Annotated in this window: 17 protein-coding genes; 10 read left to right on the forward strand and 7 right to left on the reverse strand. The window is 72.3% G+C overall.

Annotation, left to right across the window (positions count from 1 at the left end):
* Nucleotides 1-52 precede the first annotated feature (52 nt).
* A complete protein-coding gene (locus AB0C62_RS13860) occupies nt 53-268 on the reverse strand; it encodes a hypothetical protein (protein ID WP_081220685.1) in 216 nt (71 codons plus the stop codon).
* A 672-nt stretch (nt 269-940) separates the two neighbouring features.
* Between AB0C62_RS13860 and AB0C62_RS13865 the strand changes: the two genes are divergently transcribed.
* The 4 genes from AB0C62_RS13865 to AB0C62_RS13880 all read left to right on the forward strand — a co-directional run bounded on the left by AB0C62_RS13865 (nt 941) and on the right by AB0C62_RS13880 (nt 7,698).
* Complete coding sequence (locus AB0C62_RS13865; protein WP_362972683.1) at nt 941-2,287, forward strand: S1 family peptidase; 1,347 nt, start codon at nt 941-943, stop codon at nt 2,285-2,287.
* Nucleotides 2,288-2,553: 266 nt separating this feature from the next.
* Complete coding sequence (locus AB0C62_RS13870) at nt 2,554-4,986, forward strand: SpoIIE family protein phosphatase (RefSeq protein ID WP_362972685.1); 2,433 nt, start codon at nt 2,554-2,556, stop codon at nt 4,984-4,986.
* Nucleotides 4,987-5,010: 24 nt separating this feature from the next.
* On the forward strand, nt 5,011-5,520 hold the full coding sequence (locus AB0C62_RS13875) for a metallophosphoesterase (protein ID WP_362972686.1): 510 nt from the start codon (nt 5,011-5,013) through the stop codon (nt 5,518-5,520).
* Between the two features lie 192 nt (nt 5,521-5,712).
* Nucleotides 5,713-7,698, forward strand: coding sequence for a translation factor GTPase family protein (locus tag AB0C62_RS13880; RefSeq protein WP_362972688.1), 1,986 nt, complete (start codon nt 5,713-5,715; stop codon nt 7,696-7,698).
* Nucleotides 7,699-7,755: 57 nt separating this feature from the next.
* Here the strand turns inward: AB0C62_RS13880 and AB0C62_RS13885 are convergent, their stop codons facing one another.
* The gene (locus AB0C62_RS13885) at nt 7,756-8,988 is read right to left on the reverse strand and encodes a glycosyltransferase (RefSeq protein ID WP_362972896.1); all 1,233 of its coding nucleotides are present in this window, start codon (nt 8,986-8,988) and stop codon (nt 7,756-7,758) included.
* A 263-nt stretch (nt 8,989-9,251) separates the two neighbouring features.
* On the opposite strand from AB0C62_RS13885, the gene AB0C62_RS13890 reads away from it, so the two are divergent.
* Nucleotides 9,252-10,244, forward strand: coding sequence for a polyprenyl synthetase family protein (locus AB0C62_RS13890; protein ID WP_362972690.1), 993 nt, complete (start codon nt 9,252-9,254; stop codon nt 10,242-10,244).
* Nucleotides 10,245-10,250: 6 nt separating this feature from the next.
* On the opposite strand, the gene AB0C62_RS13895 is transcribed toward AB0C62_RS13890, so the two are convergent.
* Both AB0C62_RS13895 and ctaD read right to left on the reverse strand, forming a co-directional pair.
* The gene (locus AB0C62_RS13895) at nt 10,251-10,595 is read right to left on the reverse strand and encodes a hypothetical protein (protein WP_362972692.1); all 345 of its coding nucleotides are present in this window, start codon (nt 10,593-10,595) and stop codon (nt 10,251-10,253) included.
* A 5-nt stretch (nt 10,596-10,600) separates the two neighbouring features.
* Nucleotides 10,601-12,289 (reverse strand): cytochrome c oxidase subunit I, encoded by a 1,689-nt coding sequence (gene ctaD / locus AB0C62_RS13900; RefSeq protein WP_362972694.1) that lies wholly within the window; start codon nt 12,287-12,289, stop codon nt 10,601-10,603.
* A 106-nt stretch (nt 12,290-12,395) separates the two neighbouring features.
* On the opposite strand from ctaD, the gene AB0C62_RS13905 reads away from it, so the two are divergent.
* Entirely contained in the window at nt 12,396-12,959 is a 564-nt protein-coding gene (locus tag AB0C62_RS13905) for a sigma-70 family RNA polymerase sigma factor (RefSeq protein WP_362972696.1), read from the forward strand.
* Complete coding sequence (locus tag AB0C62_RS13910) at nt 12,952-13,986, forward strand: CU044_5270 family protein (protein WP_362972698.1); 1,035 nt, start codon at nt 12,952-12,954, stop codon at nt 13,984-13,986. Before AB0C62_RS13905 ends, AB0C62_RS13910 begins: the two co-directional genes overlap by 8 nt.
* 335 nt (nt 13,987-14,321) lie before the next feature.
* On the opposite strand, the gene AB0C62_RS13915 is transcribed toward AB0C62_RS13910, so the two are convergent.
* A complete protein-coding gene (locus tag AB0C62_RS13915) occupies nt 14,322-14,687 on the reverse strand; it encodes a nuclear transport factor 2 family protein (RefSeq protein ID WP_362972700.1) in 366 nt (121 codons plus the stop codon).
* A 173-nt stretch (nt 14,688-14,860) separates the two neighbouring features.
* Here AB0C62_RS13915 and AB0C62_RS13920 point away from each other — a divergent pair, with 173 nt between their 5' ends.
* A complete protein-coding gene (locus AB0C62_RS13920; RefSeq protein ID WP_362972701.1) occupies nt 14,861-15,157 on the forward strand; it encodes a hypothetical protein in 297 nt (98 codons plus the stop codon).
* A gap of 133 nt (nt 15,158-15,290) precedes the next feature.
* Here AB0C62_RS13920 and AB0C62_RS13925 read toward each other — a convergent pair whose 3' ends face one another.
* On the reverse strand, nt 15,291-16,199 hold the full coding sequence (locus AB0C62_RS13925; protein ID WP_362972703.1) for an AraC family transcriptional regulator: 909 nt from the start codon (nt 16,197-16,199) through the stop codon (nt 15,291-15,293).
* Nucleotides 16,200-16,651: 452 nt separating this feature from the next.
* Entirely contained in the window at nt 16,652-18,406 is a 1,755-nt protein-coding gene (locus AB0C62_RS13930) for an ABC transporter ATP-binding protein (RefSeq protein WP_362972705.1), read from the reverse strand.
* A gap of 145 nt (nt 18,407-18,551) precedes the next feature.
* Between AB0C62_RS13930 and AB0C62_RS13935 the strand changes: the two genes are divergently transcribed.
* Nucleotides 18,552-19,637 (forward strand): S-(hydroxymethyl)mycothiol dehydrogenase, encoded by a 1,086-nt coding sequence (locus AB0C62_RS13935; protein ID WP_362972707.1) that lies wholly within the window; start codon nt 18,552-18,554, stop codon nt 19,635-19,637.
* On the forward strand, nt 19,637-20,266 hold the full coding sequence (locus tag AB0C62_RS13940) for an MBL fold metallo-hydrolase (RefSeq protein WP_362972709.1): 630 nt from the start codon (nt 19,637-19,639) through the stop codon (nt 20,264-20,266). Before AB0C62_RS13935 ends, AB0C62_RS13940 begins: the two co-directional genes overlap by 1 nt.
* The last annotated feature ends 171 nt before the right edge of the window (nt 20,267-20,437 follow it).

The raw sequence follows: 20,437 nt of genomic DNA on the forward strand, positions 1-20,437 counted from the left end.
ACCGGGGGGCGGTTCCGGGACTCCGCGGTGTGAAGCGCGATCCGGCGACCGGTCAGAGACCGGCGACCAGGCCGGTGACCGCGCCGGTGTTCAGGCCGGTCGCGCCCTCGACGGTGCCGACGACCGTGCCCACGACGCCCGAGACCGGGACAACGCCGTCGACCAGGTCGGTGACGGTGCCCACGGCGTTCAGCGCGAGGCCGCCCGAGACGTTGTCGAGGTCGGCGTCGGAGATCTCGGCGGTCTGGAAACGGGGGGTGGAGTTCATGGTGGAACTTCCCTTCATATGGATATTCACAAGGGGGAGAGCGGCCCCCTCTGGGGACAGACGCGGCCGCCACCGCAGGAGTGCGGATCCCGTTGCCGGGAGCATTGCTGCGACCTCCGCGGTGCAACGGATCAAAGCACGGGCGCGCCGCGCGCTTCCAATCAACCAGGGCTCCCACCTGGGAACTTGAGTGCCGAGTGAGGCGAAGCGTGCAGGTCTCCACACCACGTCGCGGCGACTTCTTCACACCGTGCGCGGTATCGGCGCACACCCCGGGTTGCCGCGCGCGGACCGAATGGGACAGTCCGGCCCAATGACGCGCAGGGGGGCGCGCGCGTGTGCAGATCCCCCGGACGCCGTGACTCCGGTGGGGGCGGGATGTGCAGATTCGCTGAATCCAGGATTCCGCTACCGATCGTCGACGAGGGGTAGTCGCAAGGACGCGGAGCGTAGCGGAACGCGGAGGGTGGCCTGTCGCCCCCGCTCCGAGCCGGGGTCCGTGCCGCGGAAAGGCCCGTTTGTCGCGCAATCCATACCTATGGACCCGTCAACTCCGGCCCTTTGCAATGGCAGTTGAACACCCCGCCCGGCACTCGCGTATCAACGGGCAACCAGGCGCCCCCAGTCAGCTGCCGGACGGTGGCATCGGCCCCGTCCCCAGGAGGTCAAGAGTTGAGTCACAAACGGATACCCAAGCGCAAGGCCGCGATCGCGGCGGGCAGCGTGGCAGCGCTCGGAGCAGCGGCTCTCCTGCTCCCCAACGCCAATGCCTCGCAGTCGAACGGGGACGACGCCACCCCCAGAACGTTCAAGGCGACCGACGTCTCCGACGTCGCCGCGCAGCTCGCCTCCCAGCTGGGCGACGCCTTCGCCGGGTCGTACTACGACGCCGGGAACAAGCAGCTCGTCATCAACGTCGTCGGTAACAACAGCAACGTCGTCAACCGGATCGAGCAGGCCGGCGCCGTCGCCCACCAGGTGCAGAACAGCACGTCCGACCTGCGGGCCGCCGCGAAGACGCTGAAGACGGACGCGACGATCCCCGGCACGGCATGGTCCGTCGACCCGAAGACCAACGAGATCCGCGTGACCGCGGACTCCACCGTCACGGGGACCAAGTGGGACACGCTGACCTCGACCGTCAAGGACCTCGGTTCCGGGGTGGCGACCGTCAAGAAGTCGGCCGGCACCTTCAAGACCTTCGTCGACGGCGGCGACGCCATCTTCGGCGGGGGCGCGCGCTGCTCCCTGGGCTTCAACGTCACCGCGAGCGACGGCAGCCCCGCCTTCCTGACCGCGGGTCACTGCGGTGTCGCGGCCAAGCAGTGGTCGGACGCGCAGGACGGCGCGCCGATCGCCACCGTCGACCAGGCCACCTTCCCCGGTGACGGCGACTTCGCCCTTGTCAAGTACGACGACCCCGCGACGCAGGCCAACAGCGCGGTCAACGTCGGCGACGGGCAGAGCGTCCAGATCAACCAGGCGGCCGACGCCGCCGTGGGCCAGCAGGTCTTCCGGATGGGCAGCACCACCGGACTGAACGACGGCAACGTCACGGGCCTCGACGCCACCGTGAACTACCCCGAGGGCACGGTCACCGGCCTCATCCAGACCGACGTGTGCGCCGAGCCGGGCGACAGCGGCGGCTCCCTGTTCACCCAGGACGGCAGCGCGATCGGCCTCACCTCGGGCGGCAGCGGCGACTGCACCGTCGGCGGCGAGACCTTCTTCCAGCCGGTGACCACCGCGCTCCAGGCGGTCGGCGCGACGCTGGGAGCGGGCGACGCCGGAGCCGGCGGCGCGGCGGACCCGAGCGCGGGCGCCGGTGACCAGGCGGGCGGCGCGGACGACCAGGCCGGCGGCGCGGCAGACGATCAGGGCGCGGCTGACGACCAGGGCGCTGCTGACGACCAGGGCGCTGCCGACGACCAGGGGAACGCCGACGACCAGGGCGGTGCGGCCTACGGCCAGTCCGGTTCCGGCATGGACGACGGCTCGGGCATGGTGACCACCCCCTGACCCGGGTGAACCCCCTGCCCCCGGTGCCCCCGGTGACGCGGGGCCACTGATCCGGCCAAGGGAACAGGGATTCCGGCCGGTGGTGGAAGGTCCGGCCCTCCGGCGGGAGGGCCGGACCACTCCGCCGTACGCCCCCGTCGTGCACCCCTGACTCCGTCCGGCCGGTGTACGACCGGGCACGCTCGTGCGGCCCCTTCGCAGGCCCGACGCGTTCGGAACGGTCACAGGGGCTGCGCCGGGGCCCCGGAAGCGCTGTAATTGCGGACGTGGTCAGTGAGGGCGCTACGGAACGCGGGACGCGAACCTCGCGCGCCGAAATCGCCCTGAAGACGCTCACCGCGGACCTCGACCCCCGCGAACGGCTGCACCGGCTGCTCGAACAGGCACTCGTCTTCTGCGGCGCCGCCGTCGCCGCCGCGTACGCCCCGAGCGCCGACGGCGAGGAACTCCACCTGGCCGAGTCCGCGGGCGTGCCCCGCACGCTGTACGGCCTGCGGGACAGCTACCCCCGCTCGGGCACTTCCCCGGCCGCCGAGGCGCTGCGCACCGGGAACCCGAGCTGGCTCGGCCCCGACGAGGTCGCCCGCTGCGCCGACGCCCGGCGGCTGCCGTCGCAGGACTTCTCCCTGGCCGTGCTGCCCCTGCGGGACAACGGCTGCATGGTCGCCGTCAGTGAGCGTCCCGGCGGCTTCGGCGCCGAGGAGCGGGCCTGTCTGGCGATGCTCGCCGAATCCGTGGTCTGCCCGCCCACCCCACTGCCCGACGACACGGACGACCTGCCCGCCAGCTCGTTCACCCTCTCCATGGACAGCGGACACGTCGACGTCGACGACGAGGTGCTCGAGCTGTTCGGGCTGGATCCCGCGGACTTCGACGGCAAGGTCGAGACCCTCCTGTCGATGACCGTCCCCGAGGACCTGCCCTCGCTGATGTCCGCGGTCGAACCGGACCACATGTCCCTCGGCGAACGCGAGCTGGAGTTCCGCATCCTCCAGCCCTCCGGCGGACACCAGTGGCTCCGGCTGCGCGCCCGTCTGCTCCCCTCCGGAGAAGGCCGCCCCGCCCGGCTCGTCGGCACGGTCTCCGACGCCTCCAAGCTGCGCTCCGGCCTGAACGACGTGGCCCGCGTCCAGCGGCTCGCCTCGGCCCTCGCCACCGCGGGCACCGTCCGTGACGTCGGCCAGGCGGTCGTCGACGCCCTGCGGAGACCCCTCCAGGCCGACCGGATCGCCCTCGCCGAGCTGGAGGGCGACCGTCTCGTCGTCACCGTCCTCGACCCGCCCGAGCCCGACTCCTGGCCGGAACTGTGGCGCACCGAGTGGCGCTCGGAATGGCCCGACGCCCCCGTCCGCTCCATGCCCACCCTCGAAGCCGCCCTCAGCGAGGGCCGCCCGGCGATCTGGCCCGCCGGCGCCCCCCTGGAACCGGCGCTCGCCGGTGTCGGCCCCGGTGGTCTCGCCGTCCTGCCGCTGCCCGCCGGCGGCCGTATGGCGGGCGCCTGTCTCATCGGCTGGGACGCCCCGCACGACTTCGGCCCCGACGAGCGCGCCCTGCTCACCGCCTCCGCCGGCCTCGCCGGGCAGGCACTGGTGCGCGCGCACGCCTTCGACGCCGAACACGAACTCATCGGCATGCTCCAGCGGACCCTGCTCCCGCGCCGTCTGCCCAAGCTGCCCGGCGCGGTCGCCGTGGCCCGCTATCTGCCGACCACCTCGGGCCTCGACGTCGGCGGCGACTGGTACGACGTCATCCCGCTGCCGGACAACCATGTCGCCCTCGTCATCGGCGACGTCCAGGGACACAACGCCTCGGCCGCCACGCTCATGGGCCAGATGCGCACCGCCCTGCGCGCCTACGCCGTCGAGGGCCACCCGCCGGACGTGGTGGTCTCGCTGGCCAACCGGCTCCTGCTGGATCTGGAGACCGACCTCTTCGCCACCTGCTGCTACGTCGACGTCGACATGGAGGAGGGCTCCGCCTGGTACGTACGCGCCGGACACCTCCCGCCCGTGCTGCGTCACCCGGACGGCAGAACCGAGGTCCCCGAATCCGAACCCGGCCCGCCGCTCGGCGTCATCCGGCAGACCGACTTCCCCATGAGCCCGCTCCGCCTGCAGCCCGGCACCATCCTGGCGCTGACCACGGACGGCCTGGTCGAGTCCGTCGAGGTCGACATCGAGGACGGCCTGAACCGGCTCGCGGCGGGCCTGGCCGGCTCCGACCCCTCCCACCTCGGTCTCGTCGCCGACGAACTGCTCACGGAGGCCAACCGCTCCGACGACGTGGCCCTCCTCCTGATGCGCTTCGACGGCATGGACGTCCTGCCGCTGCGCGAGAGCTGGACCGTCTGGCGGGTCCCCGAGGCCGTCCGGCACGCCCGCCGCTACACACGGCGCGCCCTGCGCAGCTGGGGCGTCGCCGACCACACGGACGCCGCCCTGCTGATCGTGTCGGAACTCGTCACCAACGCCCTGGTGCACACCGACGGGCAGGTCAGGCTCGACCTCACCCTCATCCACCGCCGGCTGCGCATCGCCGTCGCGGACAACTCGGCGCGCACCCCGATCAAGCCCACCAGCATCGGCTGGGAGGCCACCGGCGGGCGCGGCATCCTCCTCGTCGAGGCGATGTCGGACACCTGGGGCACGGTGCCGGTGAGCGGCGGCAAGCAGGTCTGGAGCGAACTCTCGCTGGACTGACGGCGCAGGTGACACGCTGGGAGGGTGCGCCTTCTGCTGCTGTCCGACACCCACCTGCCGAAGCGGGCCCGCGAACTTCCGGCCCCGCTGCTCGCCGGCCTCCCGCTCGCCGACGTGGTGATCCACGCGGGGGACTGGGTCGACATAGCCACCCTCGATCTGGTGGAGGCCCGCTCCCGCCGGGTGATCGGGGTGTACGGCAACAACGACGGCCCCGAGCTGCGGGCCCGCCTCCCGGAGATCGCCCGCGCCGACCTGGGCGGCCTGCGCTTCGGCGTCGTCCACGAGACCGGCGCCGCCCAGGGCCGCGAACGGCGCTGCGCGGAGCGCTTCCCCGGCCTCGACGTCCTGGTGTTCGGCCACAGCCACATCCCCTGGGACACCACCGCGCCGACGGGCCTGCGGCTGCTCAACCCCGGTTCCCCGACCGACCGGCGCCGGCAGCCGCACTGCACGTTCATGACCGCGACGGTGACCGACGACAGCCGGCTCACCGACGTCACCCTGCACCGGCTGCCCCCGCGCACCGGCTGATCCCGACCGTCCGCCGCCTCGTCCCGACGGGCCACCGACGACCGTTGGTTGAGCGTTAATCCGTTGCTGTCGGGTGGCGCCGCCTGCTGGAGTGAGCGGGAAGCGTTCACCGGCACCGAGGAGCACCCATGCGCGCACCGTTCATGTCCCCCCAGGAAGGAACCACTCCCATTTCGAAGGACATGACACGCGGTGCACTTGTTGAACCTGGGAATTCTGGCGCACGTAGACGCCGGTAAGACGAGCCTGACCGAGCGGCTCCTCCACACGGTCGGGGTCATCGACGAGATCGGCAGCGTCGACGACGGCAACACCCAGACCGACTCTCTCGCGCTGGAGCGGCAGCGCGGCATCACCATCAAATCGGCCGTCGTCTCCTTCGCTGTCGACGACACCACCGTCAACCTCATCGACACCCCCGGACACCCGGACTTCATCGCCGAGGTGGAGCGGGTCCTCGGTGTGCTCGACGGCGCCGTCCTCGTCGTCTCGGCCGTGGAGGGCGTCCAGGCGCAGACCCGTGTCCTCATGCGCACCCTGCAGCGGCTGCGCATCCCGACGCTGATCTTCGTGAACAAGATCGACCGCCGTGGCGCGCGCTGCGCGGAGGTCCTGGAGCGGATCGCCGAGCGGCTCACCCCGGCGATCGTCCCGATGGGCGAGGTCGGCGAACCGGGCACCCGTGCCGCGCACTTCACCCCGTACCCGGCCGCCCGACTGCGTCGCCACCTCCTCGATCCGCTCGCCGACCACGACGAGGAACTCCTCGCCGCTTACGTCGAGGACCGCGTGTCGTACGACCGACTGCGCTCCGCGCTCGTCGAGCAGACCGGGGCCGCCCTGGTCCACCCGGTCTTCTTCGGCTCTGCGGTGACCGGCGCCGGGGTCACCGAACTGATCTCCGGTGTGCGGGAGTTGCTGCCAGGGGCGAAGGCGGACGCCGAAGCGCCCGTCTCGGGAACCGTGTTCAAGGTCGAACGCGGAGCGGCCGGGGAGAAGATCGCGTACGCGCGCATGTTCTCGGGCACCCTGCGCACCCGCGACCGGCTCCCCCTGCACGGCGGCGAGGAGGGGAAGGTCACCGCGATCAGCGTCTTCGACGGGGGCTCGGCGGTCGGGGCGGAGTCCGTGACCGCGGGGCGCATCGCCCGGCTCTGGGGACTCGGCGCGGTGCGGATCGGCGACACCCTCGGCGCGCCGCGGACCTCTTCGGCGGACGGGCACCACTTCGCGCCGCCGACCCTCGAGACGGTCGTCTCGCCCCACCGCACGGATGACAGGGGAGCGCTGCATCTCGCGCTCACCCAACTCGCCGAACAGGACCCGCTGATCGACCTCCGTCAGGACGACGTGCGGGGGGAGATCTCCGTCTCCCTCTACGGCGAGGTGCAGAAGGAGGTCATCCAGGCGACGCTGGCCGACGAGTTCGGAATCGACGTCGTGTTCCGCGAGACGACCCCGCTCTGCGTCGAACGGCCGGTCGGCACGGGCGCGGCGGTCGAGTTCAACAAGAAGGACGCCAACCCCTTCCTCGCGACCGTCGGACTCCGCGTCGAGGCGGCGCCGGTCGGCTCGGGCGTCTCCTTCCGTCTCGAGGTCGAACTCGGTTCGATGCCCTACGCGTTCTTCAAGGCGGTCGAGGACACCGTCCAGGAGACGCTGCGACAGGGCGTGCACGGCTGGCAGGTCACCGACTGCACGGTCACGATGACGCACTCGGGCTACTCACCACGCCAGAGCCACGCCCACCAGCGCTTCGACAAGAGCATGTCCAGCACGGGCGCCGACTTCCGTGGGCTCACCCCGCTGGTGCTGATGGACGCCCTGCGGGCGGCCGGAAGCCGGGTCAACGAGCCGGTGAACCGCTTCCGCCTGGAGGCTCCCGCGGACACGCTGGCCGTCGTGCTGCCGGTGCTCGCCCGGCGGCGTGCCGTGCCGCGGACCACCCGGATGCTCGGAGCCACCTGCGTTCTGGAGGGCGTCCTGCCCGTCATGGAGACACATGGTCTGGAGCAGCTGCTCCCGGGACTGACGCGGGGTGAGGGCGAGTTGGAGTGCGCCTTCGACCACTACGCGCCCGTCGCGCCCGGCGCGATCCCGGACCGCCCGCGGACGGACATGAACCCGCTGGACCGGAAGGAGTACCTGCTGAACGTGACGCGCAGGGCGGGTGGTTGACGATCGTGGGAGATGAGCGGGCGGGTGGCCCGAGCCCGTGAGGGGCGGGCGGTCCGCTCAGGTCCCCAGCCGGCCCAGGGCCCGGGCGACCGGGGCGACGCCGTCCTCGGCGCGCAGCTGTTCCGCCAGGTCCTGGGCGCGCCGACGGTACGCGGGGTCCGTGGTCGCCCGCACCAGGGCCGCCGCCAACCGGTCGGCGCGCAGCCCCCGCGGGGTGAACCCACCCGGCGAGACGCCGAGGGACACGAGTCGGGCGGCCCAGAAGCCCTCGTCGAACTGGATCGGCACCGGCACGGCGGGGACTCCGGCCCGCAGTCCGGCGGCCGTCGTGCCCGCTCCGGCGTGGTGGACCACGGCGGCCACGCGGGGGAAGAGCAGTGCGTGCGGCACCTCGCCGACCGTGATCATGTCGTCGCCGGTGGCGTGCAGTTCGCCCCACCCGCGCTGGATCACGCCGCGCAGCCCGGCCGCCCGCAGCGCGCGCACGACCTCGGCGCTCAGTCGCCCGGGATCGGGGACGGTGGCGCTGCCCAGTCCGACGAAGACCGGCGGCGGCCCGGCGTCCAGGAAGTCCCGCAGTGCGTAGGGAAGTTGGGCGTCCGTACGGTCGAAGGGCCACCAGTAGCCGGACACGGCGAGGCCGGGCCGCCAGTCGTGCGGGCGGGGGACGACCAGTGGGCTGAAGCCGTGCTGGACGGGCCAGTCGCGCCCTTCCCGGGAGCGGTGTGCCGCGAGGGGTCCGAGCGGCGGCAGCCCGAGCCGGGCGCGCAGGGTCCGCACGGTGTCCGCGTAGACCCGCTCGACGGCCAGGCTCACCCCGGTCCCGGCCGCTCGGTTGACGGTCGGCCCCCAGGACCGGACACCCAGGACCGGAGGAGCGAACTCGGTTGTGGGGGACAGTGGTTGGAGATGAACACCCATGCTCGGTAGGGACAGCCCCTCCGCGACGGCGAGCCCGAGCGGCCCCAGCGAGCCGGACAGCAGGAGGACGTCGCTGGAGCGGGCGGCCGCGATCAGGTCCTCGGTCAGGCTGCCGACGAGTGCCCGGGCCATCTCGACGAGCCGCGCGATCCTGCCGACCCCGGTGACGCTGCGGTGCAGCCGCTGTCCGCGCGCCGACTCCAGCTCCGCCCGGGGGTCGACGGGGAGCGCGTGGAACCCCACCCCCGAACCGGCGACCAGCGGCTCGAAGCATCCGTGGGTCACCAGGGTGACGTGGTGCCCGGCCCGCACCAGGCCGTGTCCGAGCCCGGTGAACGGTGCCACGTCGCCCCGCGAACCCGCGGTCATGATCGCTACTCGCACGACGGTCAGTATGGCGGTCGCACGGCCGTCCCGACCCCCTCCGGGCCCCTGCCCGTCGCGGATCGGCGGCGGACCGGCCGACGTCCGGATCGGGGGTCTGCCGCCGCTCGCCCACGGCGCACCGGGCCGGATGGCAAAAATCCGGCCATGGCCCAAATTCGCCCTAGCTCCCGGTGATGCCGAATGATCGAATCAGTGCTCGATTAATCTCCGTGGTGGGGGTGGGGCCCGTGCAGGTGATGTCGTACATGGATCTGCATCGTGAGATGTCCTCGGACATCCGGGCGGAGCGCGAGGCCGTGCTCGATCTGCTGGGAGCGTCGGCCGGTTCGGTCCGGGCGGTGGTCGCCGAACTCCTGGAGCACCGGACGTTCACCCATCCCCTCGGCGTGCTGCCCCTGATCGTCCACGGCGTGGAGACGGGCGCGCCCGGACCGGCCGTCCCACTCGCCGTCGTCAGTGACCTGTGGTGGACCGCCGCGTGCTACCTGGACGACCTCGCGGACGGCCAGGCCGCCGCCGCAGCCGGGAGTCTCGACGAGAGCGAGGCCCTGCTCGCCACCCTCGTCGGCGGAACCATGCTGCCGCTGCTCGTCGTCCAGTCCTCGCGGATCCCCGAGGCGGCACGCGGACCGTTGTCCGCCGAGGTCGTCCGGTGCTGGATCAACGCGACCGAGGGACAGTTGAGGGACCTGCGCGCGGACGTCGGCGCCGCCACGCGCGAGGCGGTGATCGCGGCGTACCTCGGCAAGTCCGGCGCGCCCTTCAGCATGGTCACCGCCATGGCCGCGGAGCTGGCCGGACGGACGGACGAACGCGTCGCGCTGTGGCGGGAGTTCGGCAACGCCTTCGGCATCCTGTGGCAGCTGTTCAACGACCAGCACGACATCCTGACCGGCCGCAACGAGGACCTGGCCAACGGCACGGTGACCTACCTGCTGGCCTGCGCCCTGGACGACGCCGCGCCCGACGGTGTCGACGAGGTCCTCCGGATGCACGCCGACGCACGGCGTTCACCCGAGGCCCGTGCGGCCCTCACCGCGACTCTCCTCGCACCGGACGTGCTCCGCCGGTACGAGGAGGACCTCATCCGCTTCCGGGACGGGGCGCACGCACTCCTCGGCAAACTCGGCGGGGACGCCGCCCATCTCGCCCTCCTGCACGACCTGGTGGACCTGGCCTCCCCGATGCTGCTGCGCCCGCAGGAGGCCGTCGCCGGCGCGGTCCCGGCCCGGGACTGAGCGGGACTACCCGCCCGGCACGGTCGTCAGCGCCAGCGCCGCCAGCACGAGGACCGCGCCCACGAGCGCCGCCGCGCACCAGCGCCGGCACAGGGTGCGGTACCTCGCCTCGTACTCGGCCCGCACCTCGCCCGCCCGGCGGACGGTGTGCTCCCAGGACAGCCGGGCGAGCGCGAGGTGCGCCTCCTCGAAACGGGCCTCCACCTCCGCCCGCTGACTGTCCGTCAGCCATGCCAGCGAGCCGGCGAAGCGGACCGCCTCGTCGTGGCCCTCGGCCCGCGCGGCCGCGATGAGGAGATGGCCTTCCAGTTCCCTGATCAGGGCACCCGCCGCTGTCGGAGGTTCGTCCATGGGGGTCACCGCAGCTCCTTGCTCGCCGGCTCCGACCGGACGGCGTGAACGGCACCGATCTCGGGATGGTGCAGGTCGAACGCCGGGGACTCCGACCGGATGCGCGGCAGGACACGGAAGTTGTGACGCGGCGGCGGACAGGAGGTGGCCCACTCCAGTGAACGGCCGTACCCCCACGGGTCGTCGACCTCGACCTTCACCCCGTACCGGGCGGTCTTCCAGACGTTGTAGAGGAACGGCAGGAACGAGATGCCGAGCAGGAACGACGAGATCGTGGACACCGTGTTGAGCGTGGTGAGCCCCTCCACCGCCAGGTAGTCCGGGATCCGGCGCTGCATGCCGTTGGCACCCAGCCAGTGCTGGACGAGGAAGGTGCCGTGGAAGCCGATGAACAGCGTCCAGAAGGTGATCTTCCCGAGGCGTTCGTCGAGCATCCGGCCGGTGAACTTGGGCCACCAGAAATGGAATCCGGAGAACATCGCGAACACGACCGTACCGAAGATCACGTAGTGGAAGTGCGCCACCACGAAGTAGCTGTCCGAGATCGGGAAGTCCATCGGCGGCGAGGCCAGCATCACACCGGTCAGGCCGCCGAACACGAAGGTCACCAGGAAGCCGACCGCCCACAGCATCGGCGTCTCGAAGGACAGCGAACCCTGCCACATCGTGCCGATCCAGTTGAAGAACTTCACCCCCGTCGGCACCGCGATCAGGAACGTCATGAACGAGAAGAAGGGCAGCAGGACACCGCCGGTGACATACATGTGGTGCGCCCACACGGTCACCGACAGGCCCGCGATCGCGATGGTCGCTCCGATCAGACCCATGTACCCGAACATCGGCTTGCGCGAGAACACCGGGATCACCTCGCTGATGATCCCGAAGAAGGGCAGCGCGATGATGTACACCTCCGGATGCCCGAAGAACCAGAAGAGGTGCTGCCAGAGCAGCGCCCCTCCGTTCGCCGCGTCGAAGACGTGGGCACCGAACTTCCGGTCCGCCTCCAGAGCGAACAGCGCCGCCGCGAGCACGGGGAACGCGAGCAGCACCAGAACACCCGTGAGCAGCACGTTCCACACGAAGATCGGCATCCGGAACATCGTCATGCCGGGCGCCCGCATGCAGATGATCGTCGTGATGAAGTTGACCGAACCGAGGATCGTGCCGAAGCCGGAGAAGGCCAGGCCCATGATCCACATGTCGGCCCCGACACCCGGCGAGTGCACCGCGTCCGACAGCGGGGCGTACGCGAACCAGCCGAAGTCCGCCGCACCCTGTGGGGTGAGGAACCCGCCGACCGCGATGAGCGAACCGAGCAGATAGAGCCAGTAGGCCAGCATGTTCAACCGGGGGAACGCCACATCGGGCGCACCGATCTGCAACGGCATGATCCAGTTCGCGAACCCGGCGAACAGCGGCGTCGCGAACATCAGCAGCATGACCGTGCCGTGCATCGTGAACGCCTGGTTGAACTGCTCGTTCGACATGATCTGCAACCCGGGGCGCGCCAGTTCGGCGCGCATCAGCAGCGCCATCACCCCGGCCAGGCAGAAGAACCCGAACGCCGTGACCAGATAGAGCGTGCCGATCGTCTTGTGGTCCGTGGTGGTCAGCCATCCCACCGCGGCGGTTCCCCGGCGGCGTACGCGCACCGGAGGGGGCGCGGGCAGCGCCGTGTCAGTGTTGCTCTCCATGCCCCGCCTGTGTCCGGCGTCCGTACGGCCGTCACACTGGGGGCCTGCGACGAGCGTCACACCGGACGGGTGTGACCACGAGGGACGTGCCGGACACCTACCCATCATGAGCAACGACGAGAGCTTCGCCGCTGCCTATCGCGAGCACTACTGGGCGGTCAGCCGCTACGTTGCGCGGCGACTGGACGGCCGGAGCAGTGATGTCGAGGAGGTGGTGGCCGAGGTCTTCACCGTCGCCTGGCGACGGCGGAACGACCTCCCGGCCACCCCTCTTCCCTGGCTGTACGGGGTGGCCCGGCACTGCCTGGCCAACGCGGTACGCGGCTACGGGCGCCGCCGCAGGCTCCTCGACCGGATCGGCAACGACGAGAGCGCGCACGGCAAGCACGTCGTCCAGGGCCCCGACGCCGGTTCGCCCGCCGACTGGGTGCACGAGGCGCTGGGCCGACTCTCCCCGGCCGACCAGGAAGTCCTGCGCCTGACGGCCTGGGAGGAACTCGGTGTCGACGAGATCGCCGTCGCGCTCGGCTGCGGCAGCCGCGCCGCGGCGATGCGTCTGCACCGCGCCCGCCGCCGGCTCGCCGCCGAGATAGACGGCCCGCGGACCAGCGTGGCCGCCGGTCCCGCACCCCTCCGTCGCGACACCCCGAAGGAACACGGCCATGGCTGACGAACTCGACCTGCTGCGCCGCGCCAACCCGGTGCCCGCCGACGACCCCCGTTTCCACGACCGCCCGCTCGACCCGGGGGCCGAACGCCGTCTCCGGGTCCTGACCCGCACCGGCCGCGAACACCCCGCCCGGACCGGCCGCCCGCCCCACCTCGGCCGGCTGCTCGACGCCCTCCGGCCGCGCCGCCCCCGCGACTGGGCCTGGACCGTCACGGCCGCCGCCGCCGTCGGCGCCGTCGTCCTGGCCCTGACCCTGTCCGGGCCCGGCACCGTCCCCGCCGTCGCCGCCCCGCGCCCCCTCATCGTCGAGACCGGCTCCGCCCCGCTGCCTCTGGACGTGCTCGCCGACCGGGCCGCAGCGCAGGGCGCGGGACTCCGGCTCCGCCAGGGCACCCACGTCCAGACCTGGAGCCTGAGCATGACCTCGGGGCCCGGAGCCCGGCCGCCCGTCACCCTGCCCGAGGAACGCGTCGTGCGTTGGGCGCCGGACGGCAGTCACACGGAGCTGGTCGTGGCGACCGACCCGCGCCACCCCGGGAAGCCCGTCGTCACCGACGCCGACCCCGTCCCCCGCACGGTCGAGGACGGCCACGTCATCAGCCGGCAGACGTACCCGCCGAGCTGGAGCGACGCCCCGCCGAGCGCCGAACCCCCGCACGACGCACGGCGGTTGCGCGCCTACCTGGAGGAGATCGATCGGCTCGACGCCATGGACACCCCCGGACTCCTCGACGCCGTCAGCGAGCTGCTGGCCAACTGGACGCTCGGCAGCCGCGAGACCGCCGCGCTCACCCGCGTCCTCGCCGAAGCGCCGGGCCTGCGCCCCGTCGGAGCGGTGACCGACCGGCTGGGCCGCCCCGGGCAGGCGTACGTCTACGACGACAAGGCCCACGCGGTCCGCAGGATGCTCATCCTGGACCCGGCGACCGGATCGGTCCTCGGTCTGGAGGACACCGTCACCCGGGGCGAGCGCGAGTACGGCGTGAAGGCGGGCGACGTGATGTCCTACTCCGCGTGGCTGCGCTGACCGCTCCGGCCCGCTCGTCTCCCGGGACGGTCCGCTCCGGCGGAACTGCGGCTTCGGGCCGACCGGCACCGGCGATCCCCGTCCGCCCACCGGCGCCGGGGGTCGGGCTCACCGCCGTCGGATACGCAGCCGGCGGGCGGCCCGCCCAGTCCCCGGCGGCGGCTGGGAACGCGCCGCTCTGAGGAGCGAGTCCAGCAGAGAGGCGGACACCCGCAGGCCCGCCGCGGAGACCGGCCGGCGCCGCGCCCGCGTGGGCCGGGACCGGCCCATTCCCGCGGTCGCCGAGAAGGTCCAGGTCAGACTGGACCTGATCTGGACCTTCGGCCAGTTCCTTCCTACTCGTCCCATGCCTGGACCAGCGTCTGGTCGACGATCTTCCCGTCGCGGAGCGACATCATCGACGTGCTCATCACCCGGACCCCGTCGGGGTACTCGCAGGACTCGGTGAAGGCGACGTGGTCGCCCTGGACGACGCACTGGTCCATCCTGTGCGTCATGTCCCGGCTGTACACGTCGTCGAGCATGTCGCCGATCTCGGCGCGACCGTGTTTGACCATCGGATGGCTGGGCTGGGTGTTCCGGTCGACGACACGCAGTTCCGCGTCGTCGGCGTAGAGCGACAGCAGATCTGCCGCCCTGTGTCCTTCGATGCCCCGGCGCAGCGCTTCGGTGTCGAAGGCGGGGGCTGCCGCTGTGCCCATGGTGACCTCCTCGGGAAGTCCGCGACCGGCCAGGAGCCGACCGCGAAGGGCCTCTGTACCGAGACTCCTCCGCCCCGGGGCGCACGGCAAACGCGGGCCCACGGGATGAGCCTCTCGGGTGAGCCCGGCGAGCGGCCCGTGTCCGGCCGGGGGCTGCGGCCGTTGCTGAAAGCATGATCTCAACACGACGTATCGCCGCCGCCGTTGGTCTCGCCATCGGCGTCACGGGACTCGCCGCGCCGATGGCGGCCGCGGCGGGCTCCGAGGCCCACGACGCCGGGAAGCTGAACCCCATCGCGACGCTCGACTCGCTCGCCCTGAGCGACATCCCGGCCGAGCACCAGGCGCAGCTCCCGCGGCCCTCCGAGCAGCTCAAGGGCCTCAACGGGCTGAACGACCTGAACCAGCTCCACCAGGTCACCGACCTGGCCGCGCCCGTCACCGGGCTCCTCGGCGGCATCGAGAGCTAGCAGCGCGACCGCCGGTTCCGGCGCCGCGACGGAGGGCCTCCGCGAAACGATCACGTTCCGCGGAGGCCCTCCGTGTGTGCCGCCGGCGGTGTTCACCCGGTGGGCGCCCACGCGCGGGAGGCAAGTCCGGGGCTCAGGCCCCGGCCGGGCTCTCCCCCCGGACCGTGGTGCGGAACGCGATCGGGGCCTGACCGGCCCGCTGGTGGAAGTACTTCGCGAAGTTCGTGGCGCTGGAGAAGCCCAGCCGGCCGGCGATCCGGGCGGCCGGCAGGTCGGTGTGGGCGAGCAGCCGCTTCGCCTCCAGGACGACCCGGCGGTCGACGAACTCCTTGGCGCCGACCCCCGCCGCGTCCAGGGTCGCCCGGGACAGTGTCCGCGTCGAGTAGCCGAGGGCGACGGCGTAGTCGTCGACACGGCGGGTGCGCGCGAAGTCCCGCTCGACCGCGCCACGGAACCGCAGAAAGGTTTCGCTTGGTTCGTGGCCCGGGTCGCCCGGCGTGCCGAGATGGGCCACGCGCAGGATCAGCACGTCCAGCAGGCGACGCAGTACGGCGGTGTGCGCGTCGGCCGGGAGTCCGCCGCGGCCCAGGAACTCGTGCCGCAGATGATCGGCCGCCACCCGCAGGGACACGGCGTCCTCGGCTTCCGGGATGCGCAGCACCCGCGCGTGCGGATCGTCGAGCCCCGCCGCCCGCACGGTGGCCGGGTCCGGGACGTCGCGCTCGAAGACGATCAGCGTTCCCTCGGCGTGCGTGAGGTCTCCCCACTGGAGGACCTGCCCGGGGCGGGCCCACAGCCAGGTCTCCGGCCGGACGTCGTAGGCGGTGAAGTCCACGGCGGGCCGCGCGGTGCCGGAGGAGAGCGTCAGCAGGTGGTGACAGGTGGGGCGCTGCGGCACGTCGACACCGCTCCCACGGCTGTGGGACGCCGCGCGCAGGGCGGCCAGCGGGACCACTTCCAGCCCGGCGGGTGTGCCGACGGAGGCCGCGGAGGTGTCCTCGGGGATGGCCTGCCCGGCCGGGTGTCCGATGTTGACCGTCATGAGTCGCCTGTGTATCCGGGTGGGACGTGCCCTGCCGCCTGGTGAGGGGCGCACGCCGAGCGGACGGCGCCCCGAGTGGCGGAAGGAGGCATCACCTTAAAGGAGAGGCGGTCCTCGGCCAAGGAATTCCAGGACATCGCTCACCGTGAGCGAACGGTGGCGGTTCGGGAGGGGTCGTGTGGATCACCGCTGTTTCGCGCCGATCCGCACGACAGTTCCCCTGTTCCTGGCCCCGGTGCGGTCCGGCGCGATGACCTCGACCCCTTCTGGGCGATGACCGCGGCACCCCCCCCGAGGCGATCGCCGCGGCCTCGCCGGAAGGGGCGGCAACGGCACATTTCGGCCGGTGCCGGTGCCGGTGCCGGACCCTGGGCGGGTGCCGACGGCGGCCCCGGCCCGTCCCTTCGCCGGCCTCTGCCGCGCTCCCCGGCACCGGTCGGGCCCTCCCCGGCTCAGCCGGCGGTCGCGAGGAACTGGGTGGTGGCCAGTTCGGCGTAGAGCGGGTCGGCGGCCACCAGCTCCCGGTGCGTGCCGACGGCGCGGACGCGGCCGGCGTCCATGACCACGATGCGGTCGGCCGTCGTCACGGTGGACAGCCGGTGCGCGACCACCAGCACCGTCGTCGTCCGCGCCACGTCGGCGACCGTGTCCCGCAGCGCGGCCTCGTTCACGGCGTCGAGCTGCGAGGTGGCCTCGTCGAGGAGCAGCAGCCGGGGACGGCGCAGCAGGGCCCGGGCGATCGCGACGCGCTGGCGCTCACCGCCCGACAGCTTCGTGCCGCGATGGCCGACGAGCGTCTCGAGCCCGCGCGGCAGCCGGGAGACCAGACCGTCCAGGCGGGTCGTCTTGAGCACCCGGGTCAGCTCGCCCTCCTCCGCCTCGGGATTGCCCATCAGGAGGTTGTCCCGCAGCGAACCCGACAGCACCGGGGCGTCCTGCTCCACGTATCCGATGGCGGACCGGAGCAGCGGCAGGTCCCAGTCCTCCAGCGCCCGGCCGTCCACCGTGATCCGGCCGGCCTCGGGGTCGTAGAACCGCTCGATGAGCGAGAACACCGTGGTCTTGCCCGCGCCGGACGGGCCGACGAACGCGGTGAGTCCACGGGCCGGGACGGTGAACGTCACCCCGTGGTGGACGTACGGCAGATCGTCCGCGTACCGGAAGCGGACGTCGTCGAAGGCGAGCGCGGCGGGCTCGGCGCCCGGGGTGGGCAGCGGCGCGGGCCGGGCGGCCGGTTCGGCGGGCAGCCGCAGGGCCTCCTCGATCCGGGAGAGGGCGGCGGCGCCGGACTGGTACTGCGTGACCGCTCCCACCACCTGCTGGATGGGCGACATCAGATAGAACACGTAGAGCAGGAAGGCGACCAGGGTGCCCACGTCGATGGCGCCCGTCGCGACGCGGGCGCCGCCCACCGCGAGGACCGTGATGAAGGCGGTCTGCATGGCCAGACCGGCCGTGTTGCCCGCCGCCGCCGACCACTTGGCGGCCCGCACGCTCTGCCGCCAGGACTCCTCGGCCGCCGCGTGGACGGTCGCCTCCTCGCGGTGCTCCGCGCCGGAGGCCTTGACCGTGCGCAGGGCGCCGAGGGTCCGCTCCAGCGCTGCCCCCATCGCCCCGACCGCGTCCTGCGCCCGCCTGCTGGCCCGGTTGATGCGCGGCACGATCAGGCCGAGCACCGTCCCCGCGCACAGCACCACGCCCACGGTGACGCCGAGGAGCACCACGTCGACCAGCCCCATCATCACGACCGTCGCCACCAGCGTGAGACCACCCGTGCCGAGGCCGACCAGCGAATCGGTGGTGACCTCGCGCAGCAGGGTCGTGTCCGAGGTGATGCGGGCCATCAGGTCGCCGGGCTCACTGCGGTCCACCGCGGGTATCCGCAGCCGCAGCAGATACGACGACAGGGCGCGCCGCGCGCCCAGCACCACCGACTCGGCGGTGCGCCGCAGCACGAACGAACCCAGCGCCCCCACCGCCGTGTTGGTCACCACCAGCGCGGCCATCCCGAGCAGCGCGCGGCCGATCGCACGGTCGTGCGACAGGTCGTCGATCAGCCCGCGCGCCACCAGCGGCAGCACCAGGCCGGTCGCCCCGGTGGCGAGCGCGAGCAGCGCGCCCGCGAACAGCGCCCAGCGGTGCGGTCGTACGTACCCGAGCAGCAGGCGCCACGGGGGCACCTGCCCCGCGGTGTCGGTCAGGCTCACGGCGCTCCTCGCGGGAGTTGAGACGGGACACTCAGGCTACGTCGGCGACGGGACCCCGGACGCCGGGGCCACCTGGCCTTCTACCGGCCGGTCACACCGTAGGGTCGTTCGACGGAACGTCGACTACGAAAAGGGGTTCAGTCACATGGCGCAGGAAGTACGGGGCGTGATCGCACCGGGCAAGAACGAGCCGGTGCGTGTCGAGACCATCGTCGTGCCGGATCCGGGACCCGGCGAGGCCGTGGTGAAGATCCAGGCCTGCGGGGTCTGTCACACCGACCTGCACTACAAGCAGGGCGGAATCAACGACGACTTCCCGTTCCTGCTCGGTCACGAGGCGGCCGGGATCGTGGAGTCGGTCGGCGACGGGGTCACGGACGTGGCACCCGGCGACTTCGTCGTCCTCAACTGGCGCGCGGTGTGCGGGCAGTGCCGTGCCTGTCTGCGCGGGCGGCCCTGGTACTGCTTCGACACCCACAACGCGAAGCAGAGGATGACCCTGACGGACGGCACCGAGCTGTCCCCGGCGCTGGGTATCGGCGCCTTCGCGGAGAAGACGCTCGTCGCCGCCGGCCAGTGCACCAAGGTCGATCCCTCCGTCTCCCCGGCGGTGGCCGGTCTCCTCGGCTGCGGGGTGATGGCCGGCATCGGGGCTGCCATCAACACGGGCAACGTCGGCCGGGGCGACACGGTCGCCGTGATCGGCTGCGGCGGAGTCGGCGACGCGGCGATCGCGGGGGCCCGCCTCGCGGGCGCCGCGAAGATCATCGCCGTGGACATCGACGACCGCAAGCTGACGACCGCCGAGAAGCTCGGCGCGACCCACACCGTCAACTCCCGTGAGAACGACGCCGTCGAGGCGATCCGCGGCCTGACCGGCGGCTTCGGCGCCGACGTCGTCATCGACGCCGTGGGCCGCCCGGAGACGTACCAGCAGGCCTTCTACGCCCGCGACCTCGCCGGCACGGTCGTCCTCGTCGGTGTCCCCACCCCGGAGATGAAGCTCGAACTCCCGCTGCTCGACGTCTTCGGCCGCGGCGGCTCCCTCAAGTCGTCCTGGTACGGCGACTGTCTGCCCTCCCGCGACTTCCCGATGCTGATCGACCTGCACCTCCAGGGCCGCCTGGACCTCGGCGCGTTCGTCAGCGAGACGATCGCGCTGGACGACATCGAGGCCGCCTTCGAGCGGATGCACCACGGCGACGTGCTGCGCTCGGTGGTGATGCTGTGATGGCCGCCCGCATCGAACTCCTCGTCACCTCGGGCACGTTCTCGCTCGACGGCGGCACCTGGGACGTCGACAACAACGTGTGGATCGTGGGCGACGACCACGAGGCGATCGTCATCGACGCCGCGCACGACGCCGACGCCATCGTCGAGGCGGTGGGCGACCGCCGGCTGACCGCGATCGTGTGCACGCACGCCCACAACGACCACATCGACGCGGCCCCGGCGCTGGCCGAGCGCACCGGTGCCACGATCTGGCTGCACCCCGACGACCTCCCCCTGTGGAAGGTCACGCACCCGGACCGGCTGCCCGACGCCTGGCTCCAGGACGGGCAGGTCATCGCGGCGGCGGGCGCGGACCTCACCGTCTTGCACACCCCGGGCCACGCACCGGGCGCGGTCTGCCTCTACGACCCGGGCCTCGGCACCCTGTTCTCCGGTGACACCCTCTTCCAGGGCGGGCCGGGCGCGACCGGCCGGTCCTACTCCCACTTCCCGACGATCATCGACTCGATCCGTGACCGGCTGCTCGCCCTGCCGGCCGACACGGTCGTGCGGACGGGACACGGCGACACGACCACGATCGGCGCGGAGGCCCCCCACCTGGAGGAGTGGATCGCCCGCGGGCACTGACACCCGTACGAGCCGCCCGCACGAGCCGGACCCGGCGGCCCTCCCTGGGCCCGCCGGGCAGGCACGCCGCGACACAGCCGCAACGCTCCGAAATACCTGACACAAGATGTCCGGCTTCCGGGAGAGGCTCGGAGCGACACACGGGCGGGGACAGCCCGGGTGCGCCATGGT

Origin of the sequence: Streptomyces sp. NPDC048643 (genome assembly GCF_040650615.1) — a bacterium.
Classification (GTDB): Bacteria; Actinomycetota; Actinomycetes; order Streptomycetales; family Streptomycetaceae; genus Streptomyces.

Bases quoted from the DNA above. Each gene is read 5' to 3' on its own strand.
- ctaD (WP_362972694.1), bottom strand. From the start codon at position 12,289: ATGGAGAGCAACACTGACACGGCGCTGCCCGCGCCCCCTCCGGTGCGC.
- AB0C62_RS13910 (WP_362972698.1), top strand. From the start codon at position 12,952: ATGGCTGACGAACTCGACCTGCTGCGCCGCGCCAACCCGGTGCCCGCC.
- AB0C62_RS13860 (WP_081220685.1), bottom strand. From the start codon at position 268: ATGAACTCCACCCCCCGTTTCCAGACCGCCGAGATCTCCGACGCCGAC.
- AB0C62_RS13935 (WP_362972707.1), top strand. From the start codon at position 18,552: ATGGCGCAGGAAGTACGGGGCGTGATCGCACCGGGCAAGAACGAGCCG.
- AB0C62_RS13940 (WP_362972709.1), top strand. From the start codon at position 19,637: ATGGCCGCCCGCATCGAACTCCTCGTCACCTCGGGCACGTTCTCGCTC.
- AB0C62_RS13905 (WP_362972696.1), top strand. From the start codon at position 12,396: ATGAGCAACGACGAGAGCTTCGCCGCTGCCTATCGCGAGCACTACTGG.
- AB0C62_RS13885 (WP_362972896.1), bottom strand. From the start codon at position 8,988: ATGACCGCGGGTTCGCGGGGCGACGTGGCACCGTTCACCGGGCTCGGA.
- AB0C62_RS13925 (WP_362972703.1), bottom strand. From the start codon at position 16,199: ATGACGGTCAACATCGGACACCCGGCCGGGCAGGCCATCCCCGAGGAC.
- AB0C62_RS13890 (WP_362972690.1), top strand. From the start codon at position 9,252: ATGGATCTGCATCGTGAGATGTCCTCGGACATCCGGGCGGAGCGCGAG.
- AB0C62_RS13920 (WP_362972701.1), top strand. From the start codon at position 14,861: ATGATCTCAACACGACGTATCGCCGCCGCCGTTGGTCTCGCCATCGGC.
- AB0C62_RS13915 (WP_362972700.1), bottom strand. From the start codon at position 14,687: ATGGGCACAGCGGCAGCCCCCGCCTTCGACACCGAAGCGCTGCGCCGG.
- AB0C62_RS13895 (WP_362972692.1), bottom strand. From the start codon at position 10,595: ATGGACGAACCTCCGACAGCGGCGGGTGCCCTGATCAGGGAACTGGAA.